Origin of the sequence: Litorisediminicola beolgyonensis (assembly GCF_042679605.1) — a bacterium.
GTDB lineage: Bacteria > Pseudomonadota > Alphaproteobacteria > Rhodobacterales > Rhodobacteraceae > Litorisediminicola > Litorisediminicola beolgyonensis.
This window is the reverse complement of record NZ_JBHTMU010000035.1, coordinates 14,885-41,002: the sequence shown is the minus strand read 5'-3', so window position 1 is coordinate 41,002 and position 26,118 is coordinate 14,885. Positions and strand designations below refer to the sequence as shown.

General features: G+C 65.4%; 17 protein-coding genes. 5 read left to right on the top strand and 12 right to left on the bottom strand.

Translation table 11 applies throughout. From position 1 onward, the window contains the following. Window positions 1–595: 595 nt before the first annotated feature. Window positions 596–1,123, bottom strand: coding sequence for a nuclear transport factor 2 family protein (locus ACFQ4E_RS16270; protein WP_386805415.1), 528 nt, complete (start codon window positions 1,121–1,123; stop codon window positions 596–598). A 12-nt stretch (window positions 1,124–1,135) separates the two neighbouring features. After that, the gene (locus ACFQ4E_RS16265; RefSeq protein WP_386805413.1) at window positions 1,136–1,996 is read right to left on the bottom strand and encodes an SDR family oxidoreductase; all 861 of its coding nucleotides are present in this window, start codon (window positions 1,994–1,996) and stop codon (window positions 1,136–1,138) included. A gap of 108 nt (window positions 1,997–2,104) precedes the next feature. Here ACFQ4E_RS16265 and ACFQ4E_RS16260 point away from each other — a divergent pair, with 108 nt between their 5' ends. Further along, window positions 2,105–2,497, top strand: a complete 393-nt coding sequence (locus ACFQ4E_RS16260) for a winged helix-turn-helix transcriptional regulator (RefSeq protein ID WP_386805411.1) — start codon at window positions 2,105–2,107, stop codon at window positions 2,495–2,497. Window positions 2,498–2,609: 112 nt separating this feature from the next. Here the strand turns inward: ACFQ4E_RS16260 and minE are convergent, their stop codons facing one another. The 8 genes from minE to repA form a co-directional block, all read right to left on the bottom strand. Further along, window positions 2,610–2,867 carry a cell division topological specificity factor MinE gene (gene minE / locus ACFQ4E_RS16255; protein WP_386805409.1) on the bottom strand — a complete coding sequence of 86 codons (258 nt, stop codon included), beginning with the start codon at window positions 2,865–2,867 and terminating at the stop codon, window positions 2,610–2,612. Then, window positions 2,864–3,709: a septum site-determining protein MinD gene (gene minD / locus ACFQ4E_RS16250; RefSeq protein ID WP_386805407.1), complete on the bottom strand. Its 846-nt coding sequence runs from the start codon at window positions 3,707–3,709 to the stop codon at window positions 2,864–2,866. Before minD ends, minE begins: the two co-directional genes overlap by 4 nt. Beyond that, entirely contained in the window at window positions 3,706–4,440 is a 735-nt protein-coding gene (minC, locus tag ACFQ4E_RS16245) for a septum site-determining protein MinC (protein ID WP_386805405.1), read from the bottom strand. The genes minD and minC overlap by 4 nt, the downstream gene beginning before the upstream one ends. Before the next feature lie 170 nt (window positions 4,441–4,610). After that, window positions 4,611–5,024, bottom strand: a complete 414-nt coding sequence (locus ACFQ4E_RS16240; protein WP_386805403.1) for a type II toxin-antitoxin system VapC family toxin — start codon at window positions 5,022–5,024, stop codon at window positions 4,611–4,613. Next, window positions 5,021–5,263 carry a type II toxin-antitoxin system Phd/YefM family antitoxin gene (locus ACFQ4E_RS16235; protein ID WP_386805401.1) on the bottom strand — a complete coding sequence of 81 codons (243 nt, stop codon included), beginning with the start codon at window positions 5,261–5,263 and terminating at the stop codon, window positions 5,021–5,023. The genes ACFQ4E_RS16240 and ACFQ4E_RS16235 overlap by 4 nt, the downstream gene beginning before the upstream one ends. 310 nt (window positions 5,264–5,573) lie before the next feature. Further along, window positions 5,574–6,779 (bottom strand): plasmid replication protein RepC, encoded by a 1,206-nt coding sequence (repC, locus tag ACFQ4E_RS16230; protein WP_386805398.1) that lies wholly within the window; start codon window positions 6,777–6,779, stop codon window positions 5,574–5,576. 191 nt (window positions 6,780–6,970) lie between these two features. Continuing rightward, a complete protein-coding gene (repB, locus tag ACFQ4E_RS16225) occupies window positions 6,971–7,960 on the bottom strand; it encodes a plasmid partitioning protein RepB (protein ID WP_386805396.1) in 990 nt (329 codons plus the stop codon). 2 nt (window positions 7,961–7,962) lie between these two features. Continuing rightward, a complete protein-coding gene (gene repA, locus ACFQ4E_RS16220; RefSeq protein WP_386805394.1) occupies window positions 7,963–9,138 on the bottom strand; it encodes a plasmid partitioning protein RepA in 1,176 nt (391 codons plus the stop codon). A 339-nt stretch (window positions 9,139–9,477) separates the two neighbouring features. On the opposite strand from repA, the gene ACFQ4E_RS16215 reads away from it, so the two are divergent. The 4 genes from ACFQ4E_RS16215 to ACFQ4E_RS16200 all read left to right on the top strand — a co-directional run bounded on the left by ACFQ4E_RS16215 (window position 9,478) and on the right by ACFQ4E_RS16200 (window position 22,751). Next, the gene (locus ACFQ4E_RS16215) at window positions 9,478–10,146 is read left to right on the top strand and encodes an imm11 family protein (RefSeq protein WP_386805392.1); all 669 of its coding nucleotides are present in this window, start codon (window positions 9,478–9,480) and stop codon (window positions 10,144–10,146) included. Window position 10,147: 1 nt separating this feature from the next. After that, a complete protein-coding gene (locus ACFQ4E_RS16210; protein ID WP_386805390.1) occupies window positions 10,148–11,014 on the top strand; it encodes a hypothetical protein in 867 nt (288 codons plus the stop codon). A gap of 212 nt (window positions 11,015–11,226) precedes the next feature. Continuing rightward, window positions 11,227–11,901, top strand: a complete 675-nt coding sequence (locus tag ACFQ4E_RS16205; RefSeq protein ID WP_386805388.1) for a hypothetical protein — start codon at window positions 11,227–11,229, stop codon at window positions 11,899–11,901. An 890-nt stretch (window positions 11,902–12,791) separates the two neighbouring features. Further along, window positions 12,792–22,751, top strand: a complete 9,960-nt coding sequence (locus ACFQ4E_RS16200; protein ID WP_386805386.1) for a cadherin-like domain-containing protein — start codon at window positions 12,792–12,794, stop codon at window positions 22,749–22,751. A gap of 204 nt (window positions 22,752–22,955) precedes the next feature. On the opposite strand, the gene ACFQ4E_RS16195 is transcribed toward ACFQ4E_RS16200, so the two are convergent. Together ACFQ4E_RS16195 and ACFQ4E_RS16190 are read right to left on the bottom strand one after the other, a co-directional pair. Continuing rightward, the gene (locus tag ACFQ4E_RS16195) at window positions 22,956–25,172 is read right to left on the bottom strand and encodes a hypothetical protein (protein ID WP_386805384.1); all 2,217 of its coding nucleotides are present in this window, start codon (window positions 25,170–25,172) and stop codon (window positions 22,956–22,958) included. Continuing rightward, entirely contained in the window at window positions 25,172–26,035 is an 864-nt protein-coding gene (locus tag ACFQ4E_RS16190) for a phosphatase PAP2 family protein (protein WP_386805382.1), read from the bottom strand. The genes ACFQ4E_RS16195 and ACFQ4E_RS16190 overlap by 1 nt, the downstream gene beginning before the upstream one ends. Between the last annotated feature and the right edge of the window lie 83 nt (window positions 26,036–26,118).

Genomic DNA, 26,118 nt, shown 5'->3' with positions numbered 1-26,118 from the left:
GAGATTAGACATATCACCGCTCTGTTTTCGTGCGGTGAATCATGCCCTTCGGCTCAGATCAATGGGTCCTGAGCCTAACTCATTTCGACCGAATAAATTTACATAAGACGGATTACGCGGTTTTGTGGCTCTCTGTGAGCCAACACTGTCGCAATGAGTAAAATTTCTTTTTGCCTTCGGCACAGAGCCATTCATTTACAGAGGCCAGTCGGTAAAAGAAGGAACTTGCCGTGAACCGGTTTCGTCTCGGAGCGACGGTCCTCGACATGATGACCGATGCGCAATGAGCGACCGCCGTTTACGACTTCTCCGACAAGACGTAGCGCGGCAACCGGTCGAAGGTCGAGACCGGCCCCGTTCCACGCGGCGGGTGATGCGCGAAGACCTGACCGACGCGCAGAACGCGGCGAGCGCGCGCCGAGGTTTCGCACCACACATGTCTCCGTCTCGATCCCCGAGGTCCTCGACGCGGGACTGAGGGCGGTGATCGCCTTGGCGCGAGCGGACCTCGAAACGGAATGAACGAGCACCTCGGAGCTTGCCTTCTCGACCGGATTTGCCGAGTTCGGGCACGACTGGTTCGTGCAGCCCTATCTCAACGAAGGGTTTTTCCCATCGGGCGCGCGTGTCGATTGTCCGCTAGGAACCAGGGCCGGTCAAGGCGGGCATCGCTGCCCGCCTCCGGGTCGGGCCACTCCGCCGGTGTCCACATCGGATTACCGGACACGGTGTCGGTCACCTCGGGCTGAAGAACGTCCCAATGCTCGACGATCCTGCCATCGGCGACACGGAACATGTCGACCCCGATCATCGGTTCGGGACCGAAGCCCTCGACCCGGAAATGGACGGCCACCAGGCCCTGCTCCTCGTCGGCGATGACATTTCCGATCTGGTAGCGGAAGCCCGGAGGGCTGGTCGCGGCGAAGCCGCGCAGCGTGTCCAACCCGTTCGGAAACATCGGGTTGTGCTGGATGTAATCTTCCGAAAAGAGCCGGTTGATCGTATCCAGATCGCGCTTCACGAAAACCGCCGCAAGACCTTCGGTAACGATCTCGCGGGCGCTGTCGGCCAAGGTCGCGGCCGGCGCGGCGAGCAGCACGGTGGTCAGGATCAGGTGTTTCATCGCATGCACTCCTCAGCCTGCAGCCAACACGGCCTTGATCGTATCGGCGAGCGGCGTGGTCGGGCGGCCGATCAAGCCGGAGAGGGTCCTGCTGTCGTCGAAAAGCGCGCCGGTGGCCGCGCCCGCATCCGAGTCCGCCAGCATCGCGGCGAGCCCCTCGGGCAGGCCGGCACCGACCAGCGCGTCCTCATAGGCCTCCTCGGGCATGTCGACATAACTCACGGTTGTGCCGGACAACTCCGTCAGGAGCGCCGCGACCTCAGTCTGCGTGAAGGCCGCATCGCCGCCCAGCTCCAGAACCGCGCCGTCATGGCCACCGGTCAGAACAATCGCCGCGGCCTCGGCATAGTCGTTGCGCGTGGCATAGGAGAACCGGCCGTCCTTCGCGGCACCGAAATGCTGCCCCATCGCCAGGGCGCCACCCACGGCCATGCCGAGGTTCTCGGAATACCAGCCATTGCGCAGGAGCGTGTGGGGGATGCCGCTCTCAGCCAGCATCTCTTCTGTCGCCTTGTGCTCGCGCGCCAGCATCAACGGGCTATGGGCAGCATCGAGGATCGAGGTATAGGCGATGAACTCGACGCCCCGGGCCTTTGCGGCCTTGATGACGTTCCTGTGCTGCGGGACGCGCGCGCCCACTTCGGAGCCCGAAATCAGCAGGAAACGGTCGACCCCGTCCAGCGCGGTCTCCAGGCTGGCCGGATCGGAATAGTCGCCGATCCGGGCCGACACGCCCCTGGCGTCGAACTCGGCCTTGGCTTCGTCGCTGCGCACCAGCACGGCGACATCCGCGGGGGCGACGGTCTTCAGCAGGTGGTCCAGCACCAGACGGCCCAGCTGGCCCGTCGCGCCTGTGATCATGTATGTGGTCATCGTCTTTTCCTTCGGTCACGAATCGAATACAGGTCTCATTTAGAGACCGTATCTGTCCGGCGGAAGTAGGCACCTTTTCGGGACAAGGTTACGCAGAGGGAACCGCACATGTGCGCCATGCGGATCAATAAACTGGAACAATGGAGGGCCGAAGGATTCGAGCCTTCCAACTGCCCCGTGCGGCAAGTTCTGGACAAGGTGTCGGCGAAATGGCCGACGCTCGTGCTTTTGGAGCTGCAACCTGGGCCGCAGCGCTTCAATGCGCTCTCCCGCGCCCTGCCGGATATCTCCAAACGCATGCTGACCCAATCCCTGCGCGACCTCGAGCGGGACGGCCTGGTTGATCGGCAGGTCTTTGACACCAAGCCCCCGAGCGTCAGCTATTCCTTGACCGATCTCGGACACTCGCTGCTCGTTCCGCTTCTGCATCTCATCTACTGGGCCAGCCTGAACATGGAGGAAATCGGCGCCGCCCGACGAACTTTCGACAACGCGCCCTGACCCATCCGCCTTGGCGCCAACCCACGGGACCGGCAGTCTCCTGCCCGTCCTCGCGAGATCGCCGAAGCAAGCGATGAAACTACGTTTGGGCCGGGCACATCAGGCCCAAACGTCACCTTTCAGGCAGCTCGATATTGATCTCCAGGCTCGACAGGGCGTCGCCGCGTTCCATGCGGATGTCGATGCCCTCTTCGGCGACCTGCACATGTTTGCGGATCGCCGCCACGATGTCGCGCTGGAGCTGCGGCAGGTAGTCGGGCGCTTCGCGCCCCCTGCCCCGTTCATGCGCCAGGAGGATTTGCAGGCGGTCGCGCGCGGTCTCGGCCGATTTGGGGCGCCGCGGTTTGAGTGTGAAACCGAAGAGACTCATGCCGACCGTCCGAAGAGCCGTGCTAAGAGACCCGGGCGCGCCTCGCCCGCGATCCGCATCTCGACCTCTTCGCCCAAAAGCCGCGCCACCGCGTCCTCGTAGGCGCGCGCCGCAGCCGAGGGCTCGTCCAGCACCACCGGCGTGCCGAGGTTCGAGGCCCTGAGCACCGCGGGGCTTTCGGGCACCACGCCCAGAAGCGGCACCGCGAGGATCTCCAGCACGTCCTCGACCGTCATCATCTCGCCCCGCTCGATCCGGGCGGCGTCGTGGCGGGTCAGGAGGACCTGCGCCTTCACCGGCTCCGCGCCCTCGGTTTCGGCCCGGCGCGTCTTGCTGCCCAGAAGCCCCAACACCCGGTCGCTGTCCCGCACCGAGGAGACCTCGGGATTGGTCACGACCACGGCCTCGTCGGCGAAATACATCGCCAGATGCGCGCCGCGCTCGATCCCGGCGGGACTGTCGCAGATCACGTAGTCGAACTCGTCGCGCAGCTCGTCCAGAACCGTCTTCACGCCCTCCATCGTCAGCGCGTCCTTGTCGCGCGTCTGCGAGGTCGGCAGCACGAAGAGCGTATCGAGACGTTTGTCCTTGATCAGAGCCTGTTTCAGCCGCGCATCGCCCTGGATCACGTTGATGAAATCGAAGACCACGCGGCGTTCGCAGCCCATGATCATATCGAGATTGCGCAGACCGACGTCGAAATCGATGACCACCGTGCGGTGCCCGCGCCGGGCCAGCGAAGCCGCGATCGCCGCCGAGGACGTGGTCTTGCCGACCCCGCCCTTTCCCGAGGTGACGACGATCACTCGCCCCTTGGGCGTGTCGTCCTTGAGATGTGTCATGCGAAGCTCTCCATCCGTAGAGTGTCCTGTTCGAGAAAGACCTGAACCGCCCTGCCCCGCAGGTCCGGCTCGATGGCATCGCTGGTGCGGTAGAGCCCGGCGATGGCCAGAAGCTCTGCGTCGAGGCTCTGGCAGAAGATGCGCGCGGTCTCGTCGCCCTCGACCCCCGCCATCGCCCTGCCCCGGAGCGCGCCGTAGACATGAATGCTGCCTGCGGCGGCCAGCTCCGCGCCGGACGCCACAGAGCCGATCACCGTCAGGTCGCCGCGCTCCGCGACCTCGAGCTGACCCGAGCGCACCGGGCGCGTGACGACGCGGTTCTCGAGACCGAGCCGCTTGGCCACAGTCCGCGCGGGCGTGCCCTTCAGCGGAGCCTCGCGACCGGCATTTGTGGGGGTCAGACCGAGGCCGCGGCAGGTCACGGACTGAGCCTCGGTCGCTCCCTGGAAGCCGAAGACATGCAGCTCGCGCGCCGAGAGCGCCTCGATCAGCCTCGGCAACGCGGAGCTGTCCATCCCCGGCGCCTTGGCGAGGTCGAGCACCATCGGCGCCCCGGCGAAGAAATGCTGGGTCTTCGTGAGCTGCGCGTCGAGCGCGGCCAGGAACGCGTCATCGAGCGCCACGTCCTCGGGACGCAGCGCCACCGCGGTCAGGAACCTGCCGCGGATCTGGAATAGCTGACCCGCTGCCGACGCGCCTGCGCTCCGGCCGGGTTCGGACTGATCTGTCACGTCGAACCTGTGTGCTCTGCTCGTGCGGGCGCGACTCGGCGCCTCTTGTTCTGCCCCGATGCCTACCCTCAAACGCGACGGGGTCCACGTGGAAAATCGCAGCTCGGACGATTCCAGCGAGGTCCCGCTGTCCAGCGTTTTCTTCGGTCCGCGAAGACCGTCGGCGGCTGTCAGCCGTCGCTGAACGGATCGATGATCCGGCAGCCCGTCGGTGCGAAATCCGCGGCGTTGCCGGTGACAACGGTCCAGTCGCGCGCCAGCGCCTGCGCCGCGATCATCAGGTCGGCGCCGGGATGGCCGATCCTGGCCGAGAGCGCACCCCAAACCCGGGCGTCCTCGGGCGTGAAGGGCAAGAGCCGGTCGGAGAAGAGTGTCATGGTCCGGTCGAGCCACACCCGCAGGTCGGCGGCGAAATCGGGATTTCGACCCTCTTGCAGCCCAATTCCGCGCTCGATCTCGCCTATAGTGATGACGCTGATGAACAGCTCCGCTTCAGCCTGCCCCGCCAGCCAGGCCGCAACTTGAGGCGCTCTGCCCGACCGGCGCACCGCCGAAATGACGTTGGTGTCGAGGATGAAGCTCAAAACTGGACATCACGCGGACGGGCCTCGGCCCGCGGTAGATCGCCCTCGGGAAAGGACATGAGGTGATCCGCGAAACTGTCCCGCCGGGTCTGAGCCGCATCGAGCAAGCGGTGATATTCCTCGACCGACAGCACCACCACCGCCGGCTTTCCGCGCCGCGACACTTCCTGGGGCCGCCCGGCCAGCGCCGCGTCGACCACGGCGCTAAAGCGGTTCTTGGCATCCTGAAGGCTGAGCATTGCGGGGCGTCCTGTCTAGCTACCTGGCTAGATAAATATTGCGGATTGTGGCAATTTTCAAGACCGACGGTTCGGAAGACATGCGTCTCGCCCCAAGTGTGGCGGAGATACCGGCGCGATCAGGCCCATCGGGCGCGCGCCCCCTGCCCTAGCCACAAAATCCCAATAAAATACGAGGCGTTTTCATAATTCCTAATAATTTCATAGTCTTGCAGAAAGTTGACAGCTGTCAACTCTTGTCTCCAAGGTGTCGCGCCCTGCCCTCTTCAACCAGAAAGTTGACAACTGTCAACTTTTGCCCGGCCCGAATTCATGCCGCCTTCTTCGATCCGGTCGACAGAAGCGCCATCACCATCGGACCGGGCGAGAACGCCCCCTGCCCCGCTTTGGTGGTCAGCGCGCGCAGGTAGCCGCCGGGCGACTGGATGCTGTCGGTGCGTTCGAGGATGCAGGCGAGCGTGATCGCGGCGTCGAGGGGGCCCATGTCGGCGCAGGCTGTCTCCCAGGCATGGGCGCTGATGCCCATCATCCCGTAGGCGAAGCTTGCGGCACGGAAGAGATCGTCCCAGGTTCCGATCCTTTGATCCGGGCCGTAGTCGATGATCGATGGGGCCGCTTTCAAGACGAGTTCCAGCGGCAGACGCGGCGCGGCGCCGGGTTTGGGCGAAGGCTCCCCCGCCCCTCGCCGCAGTTCTGCGGGAGGTTCAAGATCTGAAGAGTCTTCGTTTGAATTCTGTTGGTGCCGCTCATTTTCGACGACTCTGCCGCTCATTTCTTTCGTTTCGATGGAGGCAGCGTACGCCTCGGTCACGTCTGTCCCCAGAGTTTTCACCGTGCCCGCAAGATCGCGGAGAGCCCCCCCGTCGAGCTTCCGGCGAAGGGCCCGGCGGGCAAGACGGGCACGGTCCTCCAGCGCGTCCCAGAGGCCCGGGAGCCCCTCTTCCTGTGCGTGGGCGATGAGGCTCGAGGCGTCGCGCAGCGCCAAGACGACGGTCTCGCGCAGGCGGCGACGCTCTTCCTGGGCCTCGCGGGTGGCGCGGGCGGCGGCGGCGATCTCGTCCGCGCGGGCGAGAAGCGGTGCGAGGTCGAAGCCGAAGGCACGGTCGATGCGGCCGGAACGGTCACGGCGGGCGTAGCGCTTGCCGTTGGGGCTGTCGTGGCGCACGAGCAGTCCGGCTGTCACCAGGGCGGCGAGGTGGCGTCGCAGCGTGCTTTCCGCCATGCCATGCGCGCGCTCCGACAGCGCGGCGTTCGAGGGAAAAACCACCATCGCCTCGGAGGCGCCGAGGTCGTCGGCGGGATAGAAGCTTAAGAGCGCGTTCAGGACCGTGAGGTCGCGGTCGCTCACGCCGAAGCCCGCGCGGGCGGTGCAGAGGTCGCGGAAGAGCGCCCATTTCGGGCGCGGCTCGGGCGCCGGGGCAGGGGGGGTCAGGGCCTCTTCGGTCAGCATCCGGGATGCGATTTGCCCAGCCGATACCGGCTGGCGCCCGAAGGGCGTCAGGGTCAGTCGTTCCATATCCTGTCACGAGGCAAAACTTTTCTGCCCGCCGAATCGGCGGCTGTTGACAGCCGTCAGGAGGGGAGACTAAGTTGGGCTTGCTACAACACCAAAGAGCCTTCCGGGTCCGTCCTGGGGGGCTTTTCTTTTATCGTCTTGCCGGCTCGTGCCTCCTTGTCATTGCTCTTGTTGCTGCTCGGGACGGGGCCTCAGGCCCCGGGTCCACCGCCGGAGTTTTCCCAGTTGCGGTGAATCTCGCAGAGGTTCTCGGCCAGCCAGTCGGCGAAGCCTTCGCCGGTACGGGGCAGGGTGATCGAGACCGATTTGCGGCTTTGCTTGAGGGTCGCCAGAGGCGTCCCGTCATGGCGTTTCAGGGTCTGTTGCGGCTTGGAGGGCGGCCTCAGCGCGGCATGCTCGGGCTCGGCCGCCTTCGTGCCGCGCTTCGACAGCCAGTGCACCAACGCGTCGAAGCGCGCGTCCGAGGTTTCCGCGCCGCTGGCCTGCAGCATCTGTTGGGCGAGCTCGACATCGACATCAGCGTGCTTCTGCAGGAGGTCGGCCAGCTCGAGCCAGCGGTCGCGGCCGACGGAGGGCGCGGAGCCGATGATCTCGATCAGCCCGACCGGCAAGGCATCCGCCACGTTCAGAAGCCGCGAAATCAGTGTCTTGTCGGTCGAAAGCGCGTCGCAGATGATCTTGCGCTCGTAGCCCGCGTCTTTCATCTGGCGGGCAAAATTGGCCTTTTCGATAAAGCTCAGATCGCGGCGGGCGGCGTTTTCCTGGCCTTGGGCCATGATCACCGCGTCATCGTCGAGATCGCGGACCATCGCCTTGACTGGCTGCCCGAGATCTTGCAGCGCCATGACCCGGCGGCGGCCGTAGACGATCTGGTAAGCGCCGTCCTGATCAGGATGGGGGCGCACCAGCACGGGGACCTGCTGGCCATAGGTGCGGATCGACTCCATCAGTTTGGCGTGACCCTCTTCGTCATGCTCGAGCCGGTCGGTCAGGCCGCCGCTCTTGATCGCGAAGGGGTCGATCTCGATCACCGAACGGCTTTTCAGATCGGCGATGGAGCGGGAGACCGCGCCGATGGCCCCGCGCGAGTAGGCGGCGCTGTCCGGGCGGGCAGGGGAGCTGGCGCCCTCGGGCTTTGCGGACTGTCCCATCAGGTCCTGAAGCAGGTTCTTGCGTGCCATCCTTAGCGCCCCCATGCAGCCTGGATCAGGCCCTCGATCTCGCCGTTCACGGCGTTCAGGCTTTCCATCGCACGATCGTATGTGGATCGGGTGAACTGACCGCGCTCGACCTCGTAGAGGGTCTGCTTGGTGATGCCCGCATCCGAGATCGCGGTGGATTTCAGCACCGTGTGGTTCAGGACGTGATCGCCGAACATGGCGCGCATGAAGCTGACCATCTGGTTCTGCGGACCGTCTCCGGGCTCGTAGCGGGTGACGACATAGCGCAGCCAGTCATAGCTCATGTCGCCCCCGGCCTCGGCGACGACGCCAAGAAGGTTCGAGGTCATCAGAAGAAACTGGCACATCGACATGACGTCGAGCATCTGCGGGTGCACGGTGACCAGAACGGCGGTCGCGGCCGAAAGCGCGGACATGGTGAGAAAGCCCAGTTGCGGCGGGCAATCCATCACGACCACGTCGTAATCATCGGCGATTTGGGCCAGAACAGAGTCTATTCTGGTGAAAAACATCGCGCCCTGGTTCTGCGCGAGCGCGCGGGGCGTGTCATGCTCGAACTCCATGAGATCGAGATTGCCGGGCACGATATCGAGATTGGGGAAATAGGTGCGCTGGATGATGTCGCGGATCGGCACCGGGTCCTCGTAGCGGATCGCGTCATAGAGCGTGCCGCCGTCGAGCAGGTCGAACTCGGGCTGGAAGCCGTGGAGCGCGGAGAGCGAAGCCTGGGGGTCGAGATCGACCGCAAGCACCCGGTATCCATCGAGCGCGAGCTTCTGCGCCAGATGCGCCGAGGTGGTGGTCTTGCCGGAGCCGCCCTTGAAGTTGATTACCGTGATCACTTGCAGATGGTCGCCCTCGCGACGACCCGGAAGGTAGGTTCCGGGCGTTTTTGCGCCGTGTTCGAGATGATTTCTGAGCTCGAGAATGTCCGAGGGCGAATAGAGCCTGCGCCCGCCCGGCGCGATCTCGGGGGAGGGGCCGCGACCATCGAGATGGAGCTTGCGGAGATAGGCGTCCTTGACGCCCAGGAGCGCAGCCACCTCGCCCGAAGTGAACTTGCGCAGCTCCTTGCGGGCGTTCGGGGGAAAAAGTTGCGCCCGGTGCGCCTGAAGGCGCTCCGAGAGCCGGGCGGCATGGTCGCCCACGAGCTGGTCGATCCGCTCGGGTTTGGTCATAGTCTCGCTCGTCACTGCCTCGACGCTGCCCCGTTGTTACGGTTTGCGCCGTGTTTTTCGCTTTGTTGCGTAAGTTAATGACGCGCGCGGGAGATTCGGGCAAGATCTTTCTGCCCCACATGCTGTGGCACGCAGGGCAGGGGGCACAAGAGGGCAGTCCGGTTGGGCTGGAATAGAGCCTGTTGCGGGCCATTTGATCCGGTTGTTCAAGCGCAACGGATCCGCCTCGACGGTGCGACCAGTCACAGCCGTGCTTGCCGAAGGGAACAAATCCCGCAAGGGTTGTGCGCGGGTCGCGCGCTTGGTCCGACCCGGGACAGGAAGACCTACGGCAGGCAGATGGTTTGGGCTTTGATCGACCCGGGACAGTTCGGGACATATTTCATTGACGGCGACTATCCCGGCTGGGCCGATCGGTTGCGGGTCTATTACGAGACCGCGATGAGCGACGCGGAAAAGCGCGCCATGGGCATGGAAGATCGCCTGCTGCTCTCGGAGTTCGCGGCGAAATTCACGAAGGATCGGGGTCGCCTGGCAGAGCATGAACGCCCCGCAACATTCGTCTCTCAAAGCCCGCTCCACTCGCTTGGCGCGATGGTCAAGCTGACCGACAGGCTTTTGGCGGTCGATGACCGGCTGGCGGAGATCATCGAGCGCCACGAGCCGGGGCGCCACCAATTCTGGCCCATCGACATCCGATTTCACGGCGGCGCCACGCCGGACCGGCCCTATTTCGGCTTCGTGATCGGCATCTTCCTCGAAACGTTCGATCCGGACCGATCCGATCCCGGCGCATGGCGGGCGCGTGGTCCTCGCTATTCAGCGATCACCACGACGACGCCACATGTCTCGAAGCTGGCGCTCTCCAGCGAGGCGATGGGCGATGCGCATATCTGGAGAGAGACCCGCCTGTCGCGCCCCGAGATTTGCCTATCCGACGTGCTCCATGCGGCAATCGCGGAGGCGGGGCTCGCGGTCCCGAAAACAATCCAGATGAGAGAGGTCTGAGATGGCGGGCCGCAGAGCCGTGTTCTTCTCGTCGCCAGGATGGCGCTTGGTCGTGCTTGCCGCTTTTGCCACGGCCGCCGCCTTCTTCGCGGGAGTGATCGCCACGCCGTCCCCGCAAGCCGCCCTGATCGCGCCAAAGGCGCTGGAAAACGGGCTCGTGGAATACAGGCTGGTCGATTTCGGCGCGGATGGCGTGCGCTTCACCGAAGATGACCCGGTCTGGGTGCTGCGGTTTCCGTCCTCCTACGACGTGCAGGTTCCCGATCTGCGCCGCAGTCAAGAGCAACGCGAGGCCAATCCCGCCTGGAAGAACAACTGGGAGCTGGGCATGCGCCTCGGCCCGTCAGGTGAGCCTGTCACGGAAAGCACCGATCTGAGCGGAGAGGGGATCGCGCTGCGGGTGACCGCCGCGCGGGTGGACTATGGCGATCCCGGAGGGGACGGCTGGCTCCTCGGATCGACGTTTTCGGCCCAGGTCAGCCGCATGGCGCAGTACCAGTGTCACCCGGAGATCGAGGAGTTCCCCGGCATCTGGCGCCTGCGGGAGCAGCGGCCTGCTGAGACGGCCGAACTCCGCGCGCGGCTCTCCGACGAGCTTGGCGTTCCGGAGAGCAGGACCGGTTTCGTCGGCAAATGCCGCATCGAAGGGACCAATTTCGACAGGTATATCGCCTATCACGAAGACGGTGCGGTGATGGGGCAGGGAACCTGTTCCCGTTCGGAGCGCGGCACTTGCACGCTCACGGTCTGGCTGCCGCAACGCCGGGAAACGATGCTACAGTTCGACAGGGACAGGCTGTCTGAACTGCGTAGGATCTATGCGTCGGTGGTCGATCTGTTCACGCGCGCCACTGTTTCCGATCCTTGAGTCCGGGCAGGTCGCCCGTCGCAGACCGACGTGACAGACGCGCTGATGTCGCAGAGCAAAATGAAGGACGGGCGATCCGAGATGGGCAGGTGAGGCCGAGAACAGATTGGACAGCCAGTGCCGTCCCCATGGCGCGCGCACTTATGTGTGCGTCTATCGTCCTTGCGGGTATCGCTGACGTCGCGATCTCCGGAGAGACAGAAGCCGGAGCTTTGATCAAGCGCTTCGAGATAGATGGTTTGGTCGTCGATCTGCCCTGCGGCCGCGACAGCCGGGGTCTCAACATCGTCGTCGGCACAAGCCCGCATGTAGAGACCTGCGCCGCCGATCCCGACCCGGTCGAGACCGAGCGATTGTACTTCTATCCGTGCTGCCAAGGCGTGCTCGACTGGGCGGGCATGGCATCGCCGACCGCCGACACTCCCGTCTGGGATGGCGGCGCGACGATCTTCAAGCTTGACGGGCGGCGTGCGGAGAGCCGTTCGGATGAAATCCGGGCCACGTTCCATGCGACCTTGGCGGAGTTCGATCTTGCGCTTGTCAGAACCCCCGACGGACGGCTCAGGCCAGCCGAGACCGAGCCGATGCACGGAATGTTCGTTCTCCACAACGACGACGAGGTGACCTTGCTGCTTACGGAGGACCGTCTTCTTGCCGGGCGCCAGCTCTTGGGTGAGTGTCGAACCTATTGCGATTTCACCTCTGTGCTCGATGAGACCGACGGACCCGGTGCGCGTCCGGTCGTCACGTTCGGAGGGCTGCGCTGCCCGAATTTATGCCGATCCATGCGGATCGACAGGGAACGCATGTCAGGACCCGCCTGGTTGGCGGACGTCACCCGGACTCTCCGCGCGCTCGACCGGTTCCTGTTCCGCGACCAGCCGTGAGCCAGTCTGCGGCATCGGCTCCGGCAATGCGGTCAGGTTGGCGTCCCGGTGACCTGCTCCCCTGAAAAGTCCACGTTTTGAGGTTAGCCTGTTCTCCGTATGATGTGCCACCTAGCGTGCCCTCGGCCGGCGTCGTGCGCTGATTTCATCAGGTCCGCCGGAACCTTGTGCCCGATGGCACTGTGCGGCCGTTCCTCATTTTAGGTTCTACGCCAAAACTCCGACTTTTCCGCCGCATAGACAGCTCGCAGTTTCCGGAAAGCAATTCACGACGCGAACGTTTTCGATGCGCCGCAGGCAGGTCCTCACGCTGACCGCGCGTTTTTCACGCTGAATTCACGGCGCCGGTCTGCCTACAGCGTCGCGACCTCGTCATGATCGCACTGTGCATCGATATGCGATGCGCAAGGAGCAGCGCGGGAAGGGGGGCGTCCGTGTCGATAGTGCATCACCGTTTTCGATTGTCCGGCCGCGACCCCGGTGTTGTCGCGCAGCTCTGCACGGCATCGCGGAGGTCTGCGGGCCCGTATGACTGGCGGACCCGGACCTCCGCATCGCCGATCGCGCTTGGACCCGCGGGCGTGGCCCGTTCGCAGGTCATAGACCGCGCGTCCTGCGAGGGCCAAAGGCTGCCGTGTGACGAACTTGGCGCACCCGCTTCAACTCCCAAACTCGAGACGTTTTCCACGACGGCGCGTCCCGGGTGCGCCGGGCATCCCGACCGGAGCTCCCTCCCGGTCGGGACACCGGCCCGATTGCCCGACTGGGCGCGCTAGCGGTCTCGGCCGCCGCGGGCCCGGGATCGGGCCGCCACAGGACATTTCAAGCATCGGGGTCCCGGGCGCCAAAAGGCGTGCGCAGGTGAGACCCGTAGTCAAGGGGACCATATCATGACGATCAGCTATTCGGATATTGCCGGTGACACCTATGCGGGCTTCGGGCCGGACGACGTCCTAACCTTCAATCTGTCCCTGAATGCGACGCTCTTCCGGATCGTGCAGGTGGGTCCCGACGTGGAGATCCGGCAGGGCGGCACCGTGACGACCCTGAGCTCCACCGACCTGGCGCTGGTGACCGGCTCCCTGGACGACGGCACGCTTCGGCTCTCCTTTGCGGATGGCTCGGTCTATCTGCGCGCCGACGGGTCCGGCGCTCCGCTGATCGGCAGCGGCTCAGGCGACGCGATCGACGGCGCGGATCTCAGTGGAGCCTACGAGATCGCCGCCGGTTCGGGCAATGACCTGATCTATATCGGCACCGGATTGTCGGGTGATGACCGCATCGACGGCGGCGACGGCTTCGATCGTCTGATCTTCGAGGGCGTGATGGCCGACCTGATCCAGTTCGATGCCGCGACGGTGACCGGGGTCGAGCGTTTCGAGGCGGCGGAGGGCAGCCAGGTCCGCATCGCGCTCGCGAACGAGACGGTCGGCGTGCAGGCGATCTTCGACTATACCGCGACGGCGCAGGTGCAGTCCGATCTGAGCCATGTGGATGGCAGCGCCGTCACCTCGGCCCAGTTGCGGCTGACCGGCGGCGACGGCGCAGACACGCTGATCGGTGGGGCGCTGGATGACACGCTGCGGGGGAACGACGGCAATGACAGCCTCGAAGGTGGGGAGGGCGCCGACCTCATCATCGGCGGGGCAGGGCGCGACACGCTGACCGGCGGTCTGGGCGACGATCGCTTCAGCTTCGGTTTCGCGTCACCGCGCAGCGAAAGCTCTCCGAACGTCGCGGATACGATCACCGATTTCGAGGGCCGGGGCGTCGCGGGCGGTGACATCATCGAGTTGCCGGCCTTCGCGGGCAGCCTGCCGCTCGTGTTCAATTCCGAAAGCATCGATTTTGCGCCCGATCCCGACGGGGCCATCGGCGAACAGCTGCCGCCCGAACTGATCGGAGACGGCTTCGCGGATGTGAGCTGGCGGCGCGACGGGACCGGACATCTGATCTGGGTCGATGCGGATGATGATGGCCAGTTCTCGGAAGAGGACATCCTCATCCGTCTGTCCGGGGTGAGCGCCGCGACGGATCTGAGCATCACCGCAGAGGATTTCGCCTCGGCGTTCCGGGTCGTGCGTCTCACCCAGGGCCCCGACATGTATCCGGAGACGGCGGGGGCGAATACCGGACAGGACGAGATCTACGGGCTGGGCGGGAATGACGTGATCTCGACCGGAGCGCAGAACGACACGGTATATGGCGGCGGCGGCGACGACCGCATCTTCGGCGGCGACGGAAGCGATAGCCTGCTCGGCGATGACGGTGACGATTATATCGAGGCCGGGACGGGCGACCGGGACACGGTCCGCGGCGGCGACGGCAATGACGAGATTCACGGCATCTCCGGCAACGAGCAGGTGTTGCAGGGCGATGCCGGGAACGACCGCATCTTCGGCGGCACCGGCACGGACCGCATCGCCGGCGGCGCGGACAACGATGAGCTCGACGGCGGCGACGCGAACGACACGATCGGCGGCGGCAGCGGAGACGACCTGATCCGGGGCGGAAAAGGCGACGATTTTCTGAGCGGCGGCACCGGCAACGATGTTCTCGAGGGCGGCGACGGTGACGATGTCCTGAACGTGTCGGCCGGGCTGGACGTGCTGACCGGAGGGATTGGCGCCGATCAGTTCTGGGTCTCGACGTTCTATACCTCGACCGGAACGGTCATCACGCCGAACCGGGTCACGGATTTCGATGTCGCGAGCGGCGACCGGATCGTGATCCCGAGTTATCCGACGGGCAGGCCGCTCGCGTTTCGCGGCGCGGTTCTCGAGGCGGGGTTCACCGGCGCGGTCGGCGACAGCCTGAGGGGCATCGACAACGATCCGCTGGGATCGGGCTTCACGCAGGTCTTCTTCTGGCAGAATGGCGTCGATGCCGAGATGTTCATCGACCTCGATGGCGACCGCGTTCTCGACAGCACCGATGTGCGGATCATCTTCGAGGGTCTGGATGCGGCCCTGATCGGCGAGGATGCGTTTGTTCCCGGCACGTTCACGGTGCAGATCGGATCGCCCGGTGACGACACCCTGTTCGGAGACAGCCTCGCGAACGAGATCTACGGGTTGGGAGGCGCCGACGAAATCACCGGCAATGGCGGCCGCGACACCCTTTTCGGCGGCACCGGCAACGACACCCTGATCGGCGGAACCGGCAATGACACTCTTGTCGGCGACGAGGATGACGATTTGCTGATCGGTGGGGGCGGCTTCGACTTTCTCCAAGGCAGGTCCGGAAACGACCGGATCAACGGCAGCGGTGGCCAGGTCTATGCCAATGGAGGCTCCGGCGACGATATCCTCGACGGCGGCGATCTGGCGGACACTCTTTTCGGGGATACGGACAACGATCTTCTCCGCGGACATGGCGGCAACGATTCCCTCGATGGCGCGTCCGGGGACGACGAGCTTCATGGCGGCGACGGCGCGGACATCCTTTCGCCCGGAGCGGGCGACGATGTCTCCTTCGGCGGCACAGGCGCAGACCGCTATCGGCTTTCGTCGGGAATGGACGTCTTCACCGGCAACGGAGACGCCGACGTGATCGAGGGCCGGGTTTTGGACAGTTCGGCGACCTCCGCGCAACCGCAGCTCCAGGCCTTTACGACGGTGACGGATTTCGATCCCTCGGGCGGCGACGAGCTTTATCTGACGAACGGCACCGGAAACGGCCGCGCCGTGCGGCCGTTTGTGTTCCTGGGCGAGATCGCGCTCGACGGGACCGAGCCTCTGGCCGGGGCGGCGCTTCCGACGAACGGGCTCGAGCCCGGCTTCACCCCGTTTTTCACCTGGACCACGACCGCGGGCACCTGGCTTTTCGCGGACAGCAACGACAACGCTGTGCTCGACGCCACCGACTTCACGCTCTTCTTCGAGGGCAGTCAGGGGTTTGGACAAGAGGCATTCCGGGCCGGCACATTCGCCGTCATCGTGGGCGATGGATCGGCCAACGAGCTGACCGGCACGACGCTCGGCGATACGATCTACGGGCTTGCGGGCGATGACCGGATCTTCGGCCTGGCCGGGGCGGATTCGCTTCTGGGCGGCGATGGCAACGACATCCTCCAATCGGGCGACGGGCTGGACACCGTCCGGGGCGGCGAGGGCGACGATCACCTGTTCGGCGGCAACGACTACGACCAGCTCTATGGTGACGCGGGCGCCGACCGGCTCGAGGGGATCGGCGGGTCTGCCAACCTTCTCTTTGGCGGCGCCGACAACGACACCCTGATCGGAGCCGACGGGAACGACAACCTGAACGGCGACGCGGGGGCCGACAGCCTGCTTGGCGGGCAAGGCGACGACTGGCTCAACGGCGGTGCGGATGACGACGCGCTCTATGGCGAGGACGGTACAGACCGGCTGAACGGCGGGGCAGGATCCGATCTGCTCGACGGCGGCGCGGGCGACGATATCCTGACGGCATCGACGGGCGCGGACCGGATGACCGGCGGCACCGGCCGCGACGTTTTCTACTTCTCGGTGACCGGCGCACCGATCTCGTTCCTTTCCGAGCATACGGTCATCCTCGATTTCGACCGGGACGAGGGGGACGTGATCGACCTCGCGAACAATATCTCCTCCTTCCGTCCGCCCTTCGTTCTGCGCAGCGAGATCGCAGCCGGCTACACGAACACCCTCGGCGACACTCTGGGCGGCGACGATCTCGGCACCGGGTTCACCCAGTTCTTCAGCTGGTTCGACGGGACCGGCACCTGGCTGATCGGGGATACCAACGACAACCGGCAGCTCGAGGCGACCGATTTCGTCCTGCGTCTCGATGGTGCGCACCCCCAGCTCGACCGCTTCTATTTCGCCGATGACGTGTTCGCCGTGCGCGTCGGAACCGATCTCGGGGACACCCTGATCGGAGATGGCGAGGCCGATACGATCTACGGTGTCGGCGGCAATGACAGTCTCCTGGGTCTCGGCGGCGCGGATTCGCTCTATGGCGGTGCCGACAGGGATACGCTCGAGGGCGGTGACCTCGGCGATCGGCTCTATGGCGGTGCGGGCGAGGATTCGCTCCTTGGCGGAGCCGGGCGCGACACGATTTACGGCGGAGACGAGGCCGATGTCATCTCGGGCGGGCTCGACGCCGACGCGCTCTTTGGCGGCGGGGGCAATGACGAGATCACCGGAGGGTTCGGCGACGATGCGCTTGACGGCGATGCCGGCGACGATGTCCTGCGTGGCGGGGCGGACAATGACCAGCTCCGGGGCGGGACCGGAGATGACAAGCTCTTCGGCAATGACGGCGCCGATTTCCTCGATGGCGGCAGCGGCAATGACATGGTCGACGGCGGGGCGGGCCGCGACCGGGTGCAGGCCAGTACGGGCCAAGACATCTACATCCTCTGCACCGGTGCCGACATCTTCCAGGCCACCATCTACGGCTCGGGCGCGGCGGCTCAGACCTCGACCCTGGCCGAGGCCGACATCATCACCGATTTCAGGCGCAGCCAGGGCGATGAGCTGGCGCTGACGTCTGGCGTCGGCATTCCGGTCTGGCAGCTCGAATTCCGCGGCGCGGTCGCCGATGGCTTCACAGGGATCGGCAGTCGCTTCGGCGGTGCGGCGCTCGAGGCGAACACGCTCGGGCTCTATACCCATACCGAATGGGGCGAGGTGACCGATCCCTTCGCGCGGACCTGGCTGATTGCGGACAGCAATGGCAACGGAATCGCCGATGCGGACGATTTCGCCCTGCTCTTCACCGGCGGGCTGGAAGAGGCGTTGCAGCGCAGCGATTTCGACGGGCTGGTCAATGTCGCGCCCTTCGCCCGCGACGACCTGATCGAAATCGACGCCTCCACTGCCCGCGCGCTCGAGAACCTGCGGGCCGATTGGGGCCAAGGGATAGATTTCGATCCCGAGGGCCGCGAGCCCGAGCTGGTGACGCTGCACTACACCGATGCCACGGGTCAGGAGGTCAGCACCGCGATCGGCGCTGCGGTCACCGTGACGCTCGAAAGCGGGGCAGAGCTTCGGGTCGAGGCCGATGGCAGCTTTGTCTACGATCCGAACGGTGCCTTCGACACGCTGGCCAGCGGCGAGACCGGCGAGGACATCGTACGCTACACGATCACCGACAGCGATCCCGATGGCGCGAAAACCGCCGACGCGACGGTGACGTTCCGTATCCTGCCTGCGGGCGAGAACATCGCACCGGTCTTCCGCGACGCGACGCTCTCGATTGCCGAGAACCCCGTCGCCGGAGCGCGCCTCGGCACGGTGAGCGCAACGGATGCCAACGACCTCAACGATCTGCGCTACAGCATCGTCGACGGAAATATCGGGGACGCCTTCGACATCGACGCCGTCTCGGGCGAGGTGATCGTCCAGAACCCGTCCTTCCTCGACCACGAAACCAATCCGGTGGTCTTCCTCGAGGTCGAGGTGCGGGATCGCAACGGGCTCGGCCTCTCGGACACCGCGACCCTGACCGTGCTGATCAAGGACGTGAACGAAGCGCCGGTGATGCTCGACCAGGTCCTGACGCTCGACGAGAACAGCGCACCGGGCACCGAGCTGATCATCGCGCCCGCGGCCGATCCCGACAACCGTCCGCCCTTCGACACGCTGAGCTACACGATCCTCTCGGGCAATGACACGAGCGCCTTCCGGATCGACAGCGCAACGGGGATGCTCTCGGTGGTCGACGCCGCGCAGCTCGATTTCGAGCAGCGACCGTCCATCGTGCTCGAGATCGGGGTCACGGATGGCGGATCGCCCGCCCTGTCCGACCAGGCGCTCGTCACCGTCTCTCTGACCGACCTGAACGACGAGGCGCCCGAGGCCGACCTGAACGGCAGCGCCGCGGGTCGCGATCTCGCCACGACCTATCTCGGCGGCACCCAGCTCCTGATGCCCGAGATGATCGTCACCGACCCGGATTTCGGCGGCACCGGCACGCTCTCCGGGGCGACCGTCCGCTTCTCCGCGCCCGACGGGATCGGCACGGAGCGGCTGTCCGTCGATACGGCCGGGACGGCACTTGCCTTGACCTACCGGAGCGAGGGCACGACGGCGATCCTGGAGCTGACCGGCGAGGCGGGAGTGTCCGTCTATCAGCAGGTTCTCAGAACGCTGAGCTACGAGAACGCCGCCGCTGCGCCGACCCTCGGGGAGCGCAGCCTCGACGTGAGCTTGAGCGATGGCGTCAACAGCGGGGCGCCGAGCCTTCTGAGCCTGACGATCACGGTAGCCAATGCGCCGCCGCGGATCGATACCAATCTCGGCGGCACGCTCGCCGAAGGCGGCGCGCTTCTGATCGACAGCTCGCTCTTGTCGGGCAGCGATCCGGACGGCCCGGATGGCGATCTGATCTACACGATCACTCGCGAGGCCGCGCATGGGGCGCTTACCGTGGACGGCATCACGCTGGGCCTGGGCGACAGCTTCTCGCAGACCGTGCTCGCCACCGGCTTGCTGAGCTACGCGCATGACGGCAGCGAGACCGTCGCAGACAGTTTCGCATTCGCGCTTTCGGACGGCGAGGCGACCCTGCCCGAGGCCGATTTCGCACTGAGCGTGACGCCCGTGGACGACGCGCCCGAGGTCAGTGTCAACACCGGCCTGATCGCGACGGAGCGCGGCCTGTCCCTGATCGGACCCGACGCGCTGGCCGCCATCGATCCCGACACAGACCCCGAGGCGGTCAGGTTCGTTCTGACCTCGCCCCCGGCTCTTGGTCTGGTTCAGCGTGACGGCCAAATTCTGGGCACCGGCGACAGTTTCAGCATGGCGGATATTTCCGCCGGTCTCGTGGGGTATCAGGGAAATGACGGCTCAGCTCCCAGCGTCGGCTTCCGCTTCAGCCTCACTGACGGGACGACCGTTCTCGCCGAAGAATACTTTCGGATCGAGCTCGCCTTCGGCAATGCGCCTCCGGTCATCGACCCGGACGGGCTGTCGCAGCTGTCAGGGCGAGTGACCGAGCTGGAGGATGGCGCTCCGGGCGAGGGCACGGACCTCCTGACGGTCAGCGGCGTCGTGACTGTCTATGATCCGGAAATCCTCGACAATCCCAGCGCCTTCGTCACGGCGCCCGCCGATGCGATCGGGACGATGGAGATCATCCGGCACCCGAACAGTATCCTGTTCGGACCGGATCAGTCGCTCACCTGGGTGTTCTCCGTGTCCGATGCCGCGCTCGACGCGCTGTCCGAGGGAGAGGAGCTGACCCAGCTCTACGCGCTCACCGTCGTGGACGGCAGCGGCGGCGTCGCGACCTCGGAGATCGAGATCACCCTGGAAGGGCGGGGCGACGCGGTGGCGACACCGCTGGACGCCGTCGCCGAGACGGTGCTCGAGCGCGCCGACGGTGCGCCCGACGAGGGCGCCGCGATTGCGACGAGCGGCACGATCGCCTTCACCGATCCCGATCTGGCGGATATCCACAGCGTCCGGATCGATCCTCTCGACGCGGGGCTGGGCGGCATCCTGACCGCCGTGATCGACAGCGACACCACCGGAACGGGCAGCGGGACACTGCGCTGGGACTACCTGATCGACGGCAGCGCGCTCGACAGCCTGAACGCGGGCGAGGTCATCACTCAGAGCTTTGCCCTGACCCTTCTCGACCCTGCCGGGCTCGACCGGACCGTCACGATTGCGATCGACCATGTCGGTGCCAATGACGCGCCCGAGCTCGCGCCGGAGATCGACCTCGGCGCGATCTCCGAAGACGCGACGCTGGCCCTCGATCTGGCCGAGATCTTCGCGCTGGGGGATCGCGCCCGCGACGCGGATGCCGAGGATGATGCCGCGACGCTCGCTTACGAGGTCGTGGGCGGACCTGCGCTGGGCAGCCTCACACAGACCGCGGACGGCCTGCTTTTCGACCCGGGCACCGCGCTGCAATCGCTCGGCAGCGGCGAGAGCGTCGAGGTCGCCCTCGACGTGGTCGCCCGCGACGCACGCGATGCGGTGTCGAACGTCTCGACCCTCCGCCTCCGCATTGACGGGGTGAACGACGCGCCCGAGCTTTCCGTGAATGCACCGCTGGCACTTGTCGAAGGCGGCGCGGCGATGATCGGCAGCACGATCCTGAGCGTCACCGATATCGACGACGCGGCCGAGGACATTCTCTATCGTCTCGCCGAGCGACCGCCATACGGCGAGCTCGTTCTGGGCGGGTTGACCCTGCAGGTGGGCGACAGCTTCACCCAGGCCGATATCGACGCGGGTCTTGTGCAGTATCTTCACGACGGCAGCGACACGCTGTTCGACGGCCTCACCCTGACCTTCGGCGACGGCGAAGCGCCCGAGCAGACCCTCCGGCTCAGCATCAACGTGACGCCGGTCGACGACACGCCTCCGGTCGTCGATCTCGATGGACCGGCGACGTCCGGGATCGACCGCGATCTGGTCTACGAAGGAGGCGCCCTGGCGGTGGCCGATACCGACGCCTTCATTCTCGATCCGAACGGCGAATCCCTGATCGCGCGGATGGAGATCCGGCTTTCGGGAGACCGCGATGGCAGCGCGGAGAGCCTTTCGCTCAATGCCTCGGGAACGCCGCTGACAGTGACGGTATCGCCGGATGGCGCGGTGATCGTGACCGGGCTTGCAGAGCCGCAGGTCTACGAGGCCCTGCTCGCGACGCTGACCTATCGCAACGAGGCCGACAGCACGACCGGAGGCCTCCGGAGCGTGACCGTCGCGGTCACGGACGCCGCGGGCCTGACCTCGCCAGCCGCGGTCGCGACGATTGCGGTGTCGCAGGGCAATCGCCCGCCGGAGGCGCTCGATCAGTCCTTCGACATCACCGAAGACACGCTTCTCTCCGGCGCCTTCACCCTGTTCACCGATCCCGACGCGGGCGACGTCGTCCGGATCACCGCTGTCAACGGCGACCCCGCCGCTGTTGGCGGCGCGATCCTCGGATCGGGCGCGGTGTTCCTGCTGTCAGGCGACAGCAGCGGGACGAACCTGATCTACGACCCGCGACAGGCCCTGAACGGGCTGGCCGAAGGCGAGACACTGACCGAGACCGTCACCTTCACCGTCACCGATGAGGCGGGCCTGACCGACACCGGAACGATCACCATCGACGTCGCGGGCGTGAACGATGCGCCGACGGCGCTCGACGATGTCACCTCGGTCTTCGAGGACGGAACCACGCTGGAGCTTGCCGAGACGCTCCTGTCGAATGACAGCGATCCCGACGGCGATACGCTCAGTATTCTTTCCGTCGACAGTTCCGCGACGGTGGGCACGGTGATCTTCGACGCGGCGACGCAATCGCTGCGCTACCGCGCCGACGCGGACATCCTCGACGCGCTCGAGCCCGGCGACAGTCTGGTGACCGGGTTCGACTACGTGGTGACCGACGCGTTCGGCGGCACAGACACGGCGCGGGTCGAGATCACCGTCTACGGCGTCGCCGAGCCCAACAAGGGTGGCAACGTGAATGGCGGCGGGACCGACGACGTGCTCCAGGGCGATACCGGAGCGAACTCCCTGCGCGGAGGCGCCGGGAACGACACGCTGATCGGAGGCGGCGGCGACGACACGCTGAATGGCGGCGCCGGTGCGGACGTCTTCGTCTTCGGCCCCGGATCGGGACGGGACGAGATCACCGGATACGAGCCAGGCCTCGACCGGATCGACGCGGCCGCGGCGCTGGGGCTCACGGGTGCGGGCGCGGTGTTTGCCTTTTTCGACAGCACGGGCGATGGCCGGATCGACGATCTCGACAGAGATGCTTTCGTGATCCGCGGTCGCCTGACGCTCGAGTTCGACGGAGACGGGATCGATGGCAACGCTGCCGATGCCGTGACGCTCAAGTCGATTTCCGCACTAACCAGCGCGGATTTCGGCGACGCCATGTTCTGAGGCTCAAGCGGGGTGCCCTGCGGCGCCCCGCGGTTGGCTGTCGAGCATCTTTATCGCCGCGGCACAGCTTTGAGTCATGAGCCAGGCCGCCCGTGCGAGCGAAGTTCTCGCTTGCCAGGCTCTACTTTCATCGGAAGGTTCGCCTTGAGTCACCGCCGCCCCTGTGGCGCGTTACGTCTGCCTTCTCGCCGTTGGCCTCCGCGGTCAGCTCCGTGACACACCGGGACGCGGAATGTCGTGAAGCCGCCCGGCCCCCGCTTTCGCGCGCATGACCTGGCCCGGAAAGGATTGGGCGGTGTCGTCCGAGCGCGCTTGTCTGTCGAGCGCCATCCGAACCTGCGCGATGTTGGGTATCTGGCCCGGTGGCGCGCTGAGGAAGATGTCCGCGATCCGGCACGAGAGTTGCGCGGCGGCGAAACTGGTGCCCTCCATCGCCACACGAGACCCGTCCCGCGCGCCCGCCGAGAAAGTCCCCGGCTGGGCCGCGCCGTCGCGGATCGGAGCCGACGCGCAAGGCTCGGTTCCGCCGCCCCCGAGCGCGTTCGCCCGAAAACCGGTCGCCGAATAGGGCATCATGCGCCCATCCGAACGGCGATGGCCCGCGCCAAGAAACACAGCGCTTTGACCGGTGGCCGCGGCCAGAGGGCTACCGAGAGCATTGAATGTTCCATGTCGTTGCAGCACAGCAGACCCATCCGTATCTGTGGGTGTGGAGCCATCCAGCGGATAGTCATAGCTGTCGATGGCGCGACCGGTGCTGTCGTATCGATGGTAGTCCTCGGTTGCGAATTTCGCGCGTCTGTTGACCTGCGAGCGAGGTTCCTCGGATTGGTCGGTCTGTACCGTCAGAAGAATATCCAGAGGCGCTTGACCGGTATTGGTCACCGAGATCTGCCAGTCTCCCGAAGGCGCAAGCGCAGTGGTCTCGAATAGCTCGGTCTGTTTTATCGCCAGAAGATAGCTCAGGCGTTCCTGCGCCGGTGCCTTCCCACCAAAGGCCGAGGTTTCGGGATAGCGGTCGAAATAGAGGCGGGCGATTGGGTCCGTGCTTTGAGTGTCGACCAGCGACTGCTGCATGCCGCTGGCGCCCGGAAGATCGGCAGAGCTTTTGTAATGCCCGGGCGGTTCGATTTCTACAAGGAGCGGTAAAGCGCTGTTTAGAGGCATCGCCTCACGGGTTCTGATCTCAACGAAACTGGCGGATTGATCCGACGGCGGCACGCGCAATGTAAATTGTTCCGTGGAGCCACCGGAGAGGCGAATCTGGACATTGCCTTGCTGGAGGTTCTCGTTTCCCGCCGGCACCGACAGGAGAACCGGCGGGCGATTGTCTTGACCGCGACGGGCGTTGAGCGTGGAAATCAGGTCGGGGATGAGGTCGTAACCACCACGAGTGGGTGCGGCCTTGCCGAAGGACAGGTTGATCACGATCGGGTAGCCGGTCCTGTGCGATGACCCATACCTTGTCGCGTTCCGTTGCCAGAGAGCATCCGCAAGCATCACCACGCGGATGATTCCGAGCGCGGCGAAATAACCCAGGAACTCGGCGCCGTGACCGACCAGCCCTCGGTCGGGCATGTTGATAGCGATGATACGATGTTTGTGTGCATGCTGATCCGAAGGATCGCGGCCGACCGCCGTATCGAGCACATGCGCACCGTGGCTTGCACGGCGCGCGAGGTCGCGCTGGCCGGTGAGGGTCTCGAAGTCGACGAGCCGCAGCGCGGCGTTGAAGCCCGGTTCATCGAGAGGATTGTTCCTGGGATCTCCGCCGGAGAAGTGGGTGAGCGCTGCGTCGATCTCGGCCGCCAGAACCTCGCGGCCGAAGGGCAGGTAGAATTGACGCAGCTTTTCGGTTCCGGCGCTTTCGTTAAGATCGGTCCGGCTCGCTGTCTGCTGCCATGCGGCCAGAACACGTGTCTTGCCACTGTCGAGCCGCGTGCGGCGATGGCCGAGCGGAAGGCCGACGTCGATTATGCCGGTGATGACCGTGTCCTCGTCGATTTCAAGCTCGGGCGGCAGGGCCTCTGTCGCATCGGGCATCAGTATACCCGGCAGGGCGAGATGGCTGGTCACGTGGGAGATGAAGCTGTCTAGCGGGTTCGCGGTTCCGTCCGGCCCCAGGCTGCTCTCGGGCACCGGGGGAAGATGCTGCTTCGTCGCAAAGTTCTCCAGCATGGACTGAACCATGAGTTCGACCAACGCCTGCTGGTGCTGCATGTCGGCGTTACCCGAGCGGGCCGAGAGAATTCCAGGCAGCTGCACGACCGTCGTCTGTGGAATTTCGGGCAGGACCAGCGCGTCGCCGAGCGCGCCCGAGCGCAGTGACGGAAGAATGCCTCCGGTTGCCTCGTTCCAGTCGATATAGCGATTGGGCTCGGCGGAGATCAGCGCGTTCCAGGGCGTCCAGGTCGCTGTCATCAGTGGCCCCACTCGCTGCTGAGCTTCGCTGCGTATTCGGCGCAGGCAAAGCGACGACCAGCCACCTGTGGGCGGTTTGCAAATTCATCGAGCTCAACCTCGCTCAGAATAAAATCTCCCCCGGGCAGTGGCGTTTTTACCTGAAAAGACACATTCGTTCGGGCCAGAAGCGCCCAGATCGCCTCACCTATGGCGCAGCCGAGCCGAGCCCCTGCGCTGTTGTCGAGCGGGAAATGCACGCCCGCGATGGTGCGATTGACCGCGATCCGATGCGCAAGCTGAAAGACCTGATCCTGCGCGGCCAATCCCGCAATGGCACTGCGCGATGGATCGCGCATGCGCGTGAGGACAGTGGCCAATGCGAACGCCTCGGTCGCCTGTCCGCCCGGAAAGCTTGAATGGTCCGGGGTCTGGATCATCGGTTGCACACGGGTGGACATGTCGATGGGGCGCGGCGCCCAAGTCAGCGACTTGATCCGCATCACCAGCATGTAGGCCAGCCTCAGCGTGACCATCATCACCTCCATCGACCGACGGCGTGCAGATGCATCAAGCTGTGAGATCGCGCCGAAAAACGACAGCATGTCGTCGATCTGCAGATTGATCTCGGCGATCCGGTCGAAGCGCAGATCGGCGTAGTTCCGAACCCATTTCAGCTGCGGCTCAAGGGTCGTCGGCGCCGGAGCGGTCAGGGTCGCAATCGGATAAGGCCCGCAGGACAGGGTGGCAGTTCCTGGAGCATATTCACCGGCGTTGGCGTTCGAGGCCGATCCGTCGACGCTGAACTCCCCTGCAAGCTCGCACAACAACATGTCCATGCGCCGCGACGGGTCGAGATCGGTCAGATCGTTCGGCGCTGGCATCCGACTGAAGAGCGCTCGGTCCGATGTGTCTTGTTTGCCGTCCCAAAATCCGCTGAGAGCGTCATGAGTGACGGTGAGCCCGA

What these genes read in the sequence shown, in the direction of transcription:
- ACFQ4E_RS16190 (WP_386805382.1), bottom strand. Translation starts at nt 26,035, where the DNA reads ATGCCAGCGCCGAACGATCTGACCGATCTCGACCCGTCGCGGCGCATG.
- repC (WP_386805398.1), bottom strand. Translation starts at nt 6,779, where the DNA reads ATGGAACGACTGACCCTGACGCCCTTCGGGCGCCAGCCGGTATCGGCT.
- minE (WP_386805409.1), bottom strand. Translation starts at nt 2,867, where the DNA reads ATGAGTCTCTTCGGTTTCACACTCAAACCGCGGCGCCCCAAATCGGCC.
- minD (WP_386805407.1), bottom strand. Translation starts at nt 3,709, where the DNA reads ATGACACATCTCAAGGACGACACGCCCAAGGGGCGAGTGATCGTCGTC.
- ACFQ4E_RS16210 (WP_386805390.1), top strand. Translation starts at nt 10,148, where the DNA reads ATGGCGGGCCGCAGAGCCGTGTTCTTCTCGTCGCCAGGATGGCGCTTG.
- ACFQ4E_RS16260 (WP_386805411.1), top strand. Translation starts at nt 2,105, where the DNA reads ATGTGCGCCATGCGGATCAATAAACTGGAACAATGGAGGGCCGAAGGA.
- ACFQ4E_RS16215 (WP_386805392.1), top strand. Translation starts at nt 9,478, where the DNA reads ATGGTTTGGGCTTTGATCGACCCGGGACAGTTCGGGACATATTTCATT.
- ACFQ4E_RS16270 (WP_386805415.1), bottom strand. Translation starts at nt 1,123, where the DNA reads ATGAAACACCTGATCCTGACCACCGTGCTGCTCGCCGCGCCGGCCGCG.
- ACFQ4E_RS16265 (WP_386805413.1), bottom strand. Translation starts at nt 1,996, where the DNA reads ATGACCACATACATGATCACAGGCGCGACGGGCCAGCTGGGCCGTCTG.
- ACFQ4E_RS16195 (WP_386805384.1), bottom strand. Translation starts at nt 25,172, where the DNA reads ATGACAGCGACCTGGACGCCCTGGAACGCGCTGATCTCCGCCGAGCCC.
- ACFQ4E_RS16200 (WP_386805386.1), top strand. Translation starts at nt 12,792, where the DNA reads ATGACGATCAGCTATTCGGATATTGCCGGTGACACCTATGCGGGCTTC.
- ACFQ4E_RS16235 (WP_386805401.1), bottom strand. Translation starts at nt 5,263, where the DNA reads ATGCTCAGCCTTCAGGATGCCAAGAACCGCTTTAGCGCCGTGGTCGAC.
- repA (WP_386805394.1), bottom strand. Translation starts at nt 9,138, where the DNA reads ATGACCAAACCCGAGCGGATCGACCAGCTCGTGGGCGACCATGCCGCC.
- repB (WP_386805396.1), bottom strand. Translation starts at nt 7,960, where the DNA reads ATGGCACGCAAGAACCTGCTTCAGGACCTGATGGGACAGTCCGCAAAG.